This window comes from Vibrio sp. 10N.222.48.A3, assembly GCF_041475345.1.
Lineage (GTDB): Bacteria > Pseudomonadota > Gammaproteobacteria > Enterobacterales > Vibrionaceae > Vibrio > Vibrio tasmaniensis_A.
In genome coordinates this window covers 1-5,190 of sequence record NZ_JBFRVX010000521.1, presented here as the reverse complement: position 1 = coordinate 5,190, position 5,190 = coordinate 1, and the positions used below count along the sequence as shown (strand labels likewise).

Annotated in this window: 5 protein-coding genes; 4 read left to right on the top strand and 1 reads right to left on the bottom strand. The window is 46.7% G+C overall.

Annotated features, from left to right (window positions below; genetic code table 11):
* Positions 1 to 13: 13 nt before the first annotated feature.
* Positions 14 to 907 carry a DMT family transporter gene (locus AB4653_RS15150; RefSeq protein WP_102257541.1) on the bottom strand — a complete coding sequence of 298 codons (894 nt, stop codon included), beginning with the start codon at positions 905 to 907 and terminating at the stop codon, positions 14 to 16.
* A gap of 138 nt (positions 908 to 1,045) precedes the next feature.
* Here AB4653_RS15150 and rmuC point away from each other — a divergent pair, with 138 nt between their 5' ends.
* From rmuC to AB4653_RS15130, 4 genes are all read left to right on the top strand, one after another.
* Entirely contained in the window at positions 1,046 to 2,578 is a 1,533-nt protein-coding gene (gene rmuC / locus AB4653_RS15145; RefSeq protein ID WP_102257542.1) for a DNA recombination protein RmuC, read from the top strand.
* Positions 2,579 to 2,643: 65 nt separating this feature from the next.
* A complete protein-coding gene (ubiE, locus tag AB4653_RS15140; protein WP_029222994.1) occupies positions 2,644 to 3,423 on the top strand; it encodes a bifunctional demethylmenaquinone methyltransferase/2-methoxy-6-polyprenyl-1,4-benzoquinol methylase UbiE in 780 nt (259 codons plus the stop codon).
* Positions 3,424 to 3,521: 98 nt separating this feature from the next.
* Positions 3,522 to 4,127 (top strand): SCP2 domain-containing protein, encoded by a 606-nt coding sequence (locus AB4653_RS15135; RefSeq protein WP_009848054.1) that lies wholly within the window; start codon positions 3,522 to 3,524, stop codon positions 4,125 to 4,127.
* Positions 4,124 to 5,190, top strand: a 1,067-nt coding sequence (locus AB4653_RS15130; protein WP_372104632.1) for an AarF/UbiB family protein, incomplete at its 3' end; no start/stop codon positions are given. The genes AB4653_RS15135 and AB4653_RS15130, both read left to right, overlap by 4 nt.

Genomic DNA, 5,190 nt, shown 5'->3' with positions numbered 1-5,190 from the left:
TTTTAGCTCTTATTTACGTAGGGTTTTTCTTTGAAAACTTGATCTGTTGAATCACCAAACCAGCAATAATCAGCATCAAACCAAACAGTGTCGCTGGGTGAATCTCTTCGCCAATGATGGTCGAAAGTAGCATCAACGAGATAAACGGTGAGGCAAAAATTAGGTTGCTGATACGTGCCGTATTGTTGGTTAGTTTTAGTGCTGAGAGCCACAAGACAAAGGTAATACCCATCTCGAATAGGCCAACATAAGTTACGGCCATCCAACCTTTCGCTGTGATTTGGCTAAAGCTCTCGCCTTCATAAATGGTTAAACCGATCGCGAAGGGCAATGCCACTAAGAAACCAAGCAATACGCCAATCACAGGGTCAGCCTTGTTTTTGGTGTTTAGAATCCAGTATCCCGCCCAAAGCAAGGTTGAAAGTAGCGCCAGAGCCACACCGAGTGGGCTATCGAACTGCATTCCTAGCACATCGCCTTTGGTGGCAATGACTACCACACCCGCATAGCTGAAGGTACACGCAATCCAATCTTGTTTACGAATCTTTTGTCCCAGAAACACCGCAGCCATTAAGGTTAGCGTGATAGCCCAGCTGTAGTTAATGGCTTGAGCTTGAGATGCAGGCAGCAGGTCGTAGGCTTTGAATAGAATCAGGTAATAGGCCAGTGGGTTAACCAAACCGAGCAGTAAGTAATACCAAGGGTTTGAAAGAAACGTGGTACTCAGCTGAGAAAGCTTGCCTTGAAACGCGCAGACTGCGATCAGCGCAATCGACGACACAATGCTGGCGATGGTCAGCATTTGAATCGGTGAAAACTCAGCAAGGGTCAGCTTAAAAGCAGTAGCGACTGTTGACCACAGTAATACCGCAGCAAGGCCAAAGCCCAAGGCACGACGTTCGTTCATAGCAACTCATTCTAATTTGATGGGGCAGAATACGGAGCGCTTAGTCTATCTGTCGAATTTTAATACGGCAAACTGGACATTTATCCAGTATCAAAATACCCTTTAATGAGTTATTTCCAATTAGGCTAAATCATTATCATGCAATGGATTATCGAACATCAAGCACCGCTTATTGCTGCTATTTCCGGCGCGCTCGTCAGCGGCGGTGTGGTGGGTTGGTGGATCAAACAGAAGTTCTCTTTTCAGCAGCGACTTCTTGAACAGCAACTAGAGTCCGACCGTTTGCTGTATGAGTCACAACAATCTCAGCTCAAATCCTCACTCGCAGAGGCGCAACAAGAGCTCAATGAGCTGGATGATGATCGAGATAAAGCGGCATTTGAACTTAAGCAGGCCCATGGCAAGGTGATGGCTGCGATGGAGAAGCTGCGCTATTTTGAAGCCGTGAAGCAAGAGCGTCAGCAGTATGCCGATGATATCAATATTCTTAAAGAGCATAAGTCTGAATTAGAAGCCGAACTTCGTGAGCAAGAAGCAAGGCATGACCAAGAAAACCTCGCCAACAGTGAAAAGCTGCAATTGTTAGAGCAGGCAGAGTCCCGATTGAAACAGCAGTTTGAACTGTTAGCGAATCAACTGTTTGAGAGCAAAACCGCCAAGGTAGATCAACAGAACAAGCAGAGCCTTGAAGGTTTGTTATCACCGCTGAGAGAGCAGTTAGAAGGCTTTAAGAAGCAGGTTAATGATAGCTTCAGTCAAGAAGCCAAAGAGCGTCACACCTTAGTACATGAGCTTAAAAACCTGCAACGTCTTAATGAGAGCATGACGCGTGAAGCGGTTAATCTGACCCAAGCACTAAAGGGCGATAATAAACAGCAGGGTAACTGGGGCGAAGTGGTACTGGCACGGGTGCTGGCAGAATCAGGGCTGCGCGAAGGTCATGAATACCAAACTCAAGTGAACCTGCAAAACGATGCGGGCAAGCGTTACCAGCCAGATGTGATTGTGCATCTGCCACAAGACAAGCAAGTGGTGGTGGATTCAAAAATGGCTTTGGTGGCGTTTGAGCGTTACTTCAATGCTGAAACTGATCAACAACGTGATGCTGCATTACGTGATCACTTGGCTTCATTGCGCGCGCACATTAAAGGCTTGAGCCAGAAGGATTATCATCAACTCAAAGGCATACAGAGCCTTGATTATGTGTTGATGTTTATTCCGGTAGAACCTGCGTTTCAGGTGGCGATTCAAGCCGACCCTAGCTTGGTTAAAGATGCGATGGAGCAAAACATTATCTTGGTTAGCCCAACCACCTTGCTGGTGGCACTGCGTACCATTGATAACTTGTGGCGCAACGATAGACAGAACCAGAATGCACAAATCATTGCAGAGCGGGCGAGCAAACTTTACGACAAGCTGCGCTTGTTTGTTGATGATATGGAAGGTCTTGGTAGCTCATTAGACAGAGCCAACCAAAGCTACCAAGGTGCCATGAATAAGCTGGTGACTGGTCGTGGTAATGTGATTCGTCAGGCCGAAAGCTTTAAGCAATTGGGTGTCGAGGTGAAGAAACCTATCTCGGTTGGCTTGGCGGAAATCGCTCAAAATGAGGCTTTTTCAGAAAATGCCTCCTTAGTAGAAAGACAACCCGCTGAGGATAAAGTAAACTAATCGGCCGCAGCGCCTCTAAAGAGAGAGTGTACTGTCGATGAGAACTTACCATGGTAGATAACAGCATTATGGACACAAGCGTGCAGACAAATTCAGCAGTAGAGTCAGAAACCACACACTTTGGTTTCGAAACAGTCGCGAAAGACCAAAAAGTCGCGAAAGTAGCAGAGGTATTTCACTCTGTAGCCGCTAAATACGACATCATGAATGACTTAATGTCGGGTGGTGTTCACCGCTTGTGGAAGCGATTCACGATTGATTGCAGTGGCGTTCGCCCGGGTCAACGTATCCTAGATCTAGGTGGTGGTACTGGCGACCTGACTGCGAAATTCTCGCGTATCGTTGGTGAAAAAGGCCACGTGGTTCTTGCTGATATCAACAACTCAATGCTGAATGTTGGCCGCGATAAACTGCGTGATAGCGGTATTGTTGGCAACGTACATTACGTTCAAGCCAATGCTGAAGAGCTGCCTTTCCCAGATAACTACTTCGATTGCATTACCATCAGCTTCTGTCTGCGTAATGTTACCGACAAAGACCAAGCGCTGCGTTCAATGTACCGCGTACTTAAGCCGGGCGGTCGTCTGTTGGTTCTTGAGTTTTCTAAGCCAGTGCTTGAGCCACTATCAAAGGTTTACGATGCATACTCTTTCCACCTATTGCCAAAAATGGGTGAGCTGATTGCTAACGATGCAGACAGCTATCGTTACCTTGCAGAATCAATCCGTATGCACCCTAACCAAGAAACCTTGGAAGGCATGATGCAAGAAGCGGGTTTTGAAAATACTAAATACTTCAACCTAACGGGCGGCATTGTTGCGCTGCACCGTGGTTACAAGTTCTAGTCGAACTTGGTAGCAGGCTCGTTGAGTGTGCTAAAAAATAAGAATAAAGATACAACGGATAGGTTAACGCTTATCCGTTTTCAAAGGTAAGGACAGTCATGCCATTTGATCCATTGGTCACCGCGGTTATTGAAACCTCTTTAAATACTTTCGTGAACGATGATCCAGCTTTGGTTCGTCGTTTGTCTCGTTTAAAGGGGCAGATCATTCAAGTTAATTTGAAAGAGCTGAACAAAACTCTCACTTTCGTTTTTAGCCAACAAATCGATGTGTTGGCTGACTACGAAGGACAACCTGATTGCTACCTATCTTTGAACCTCTCGGTACTGCCAGAACTGCGTGAGCAATCGAACATCACCAAACTGATCAAGCAAGATAAGCTGATCTTAGAGGGTGATATTCAACTGGCTCAGAAATTTGCTCAGCTAATGACAGACTGCAAGCCTGACTTGGAAGAGTGGCTATCGCGCGTGACTGGAGATGTGGTTGCCCATACCTTGGTACAAGGCGTTAAGAATGTTGGTGGCCTTGTGGCTAAGCAAGCGACTAAGCATCAAAACCATCTCGCTCAGGTATTAACTGAAGAGTGGAAGATTGCACCAGCGCCATTAGAAGTGGCACATTTTTGCGATCAGGTTGATGACGTGAAAAGCTCAGCTGCACGTCTTGAAGCTAAACTGAACGCTCTGTTGGAGAAAGCATGACCCCAACAGAACTGAAACGTCTTTATCATATTATCAAGGTACAGTTGGAATACGGCCTTGATGAGTTGATGCCTGAGCACCAGTTGACCAAGGCTCCTTTGCTGGCGAGAAAGTCACTGTTTTGGCTCAAGAACAAACATCAAGATAAAGAATTGGGTCATCGCTTGCGTTTAGCGTTGCAAGAATTAGGGCCTGTTTGGATTAAGTTTGGTCAGATGATGTCAACGCGTCGCGACCTATTTCCTCCTCATATCGCTGACCAATTGGCTTTATTACAAGACCAAGTGGCGCCATTTGATGGTCAATTGGCTAAGCGAGACATGGAAAAAGCGCTCGGTGGTAGCCTAGATAACTGGTTTACCGACTTTGATATCGAGCCATTGGCTTCTGCTTCTATCGCTCAGGTGCATACCGCAAAGCTCAAGGAGAGTGGTCGCGAGATTGTTCTGAAGGTTATTCGCCCTGATATTCGCCCGGTGATTGACGCAGATCTAAAACTGATGCACCGAATGGCGCGTATAGTCGCTAAGTCGCTTCCTGAAGCACGTCGTTTGAAACCGGTTGAAGTCGTTCACGAGTACGAAAAAACGTTACTTGATGAACTAGACCTGCGCCGAGAGGCGGCCAATGCGATTCAACTACGACGTAATTTTGAAGGCAGTGAAGAGCTGTATGTTCCAGAGGTTATCCCTGATCTAAGCAGCGAAACCCTGATGGTGTCAGAGCGTATCTACGGTATTCAAGTATCCGATATTGAAACGCTAAACGCCAACGGCACCAACATGAAATTGCTCGCGGAACGCGGTGTGACGGTATTCTTCACCCAAGTATTCCGAGATAGCTTTTTCCACGCAGACATGCACCCGGGCAACGTATTCGTTAACCCAGAGAATCCAGACAACCCTCAGTGGATTGGTTTGGATTGTGGCATTGTCGGCACGCTCAACAGTGAAGATAAGCGCTATTTAGCAGAGAACCTGCTGGCTTTCTTCAATCGCGATTACCGTAAAGTCGCCGAGCTGCATGTTGATTCGGGGTGGGTACCACACGACACCAACGTCAA

Bases quoted from the DNA above. Each gene is read 5' to 3' on its own strand.
- AB4653_RS15150 (WP_102257541.1), bottom strand. From the start codon at position 907: ATGAACGAACGTCGTGCCTTGGGCTTTGGCCTTGCTGCGGTATTACTG.
- rmuC (WP_102257542.1), top strand. From the start codon at position 1,046: ATGCAATGGATTATCGAACATCAAGCACCGCTTATTGCTGCTATTTCC.
- AB4653_RS15135 (WP_009848054.1), top strand. From the start codon at position 3,522: ATGCCATTTGATCCATTGGTCACCGCGGTTATTGAAACCTCTTTAAAT.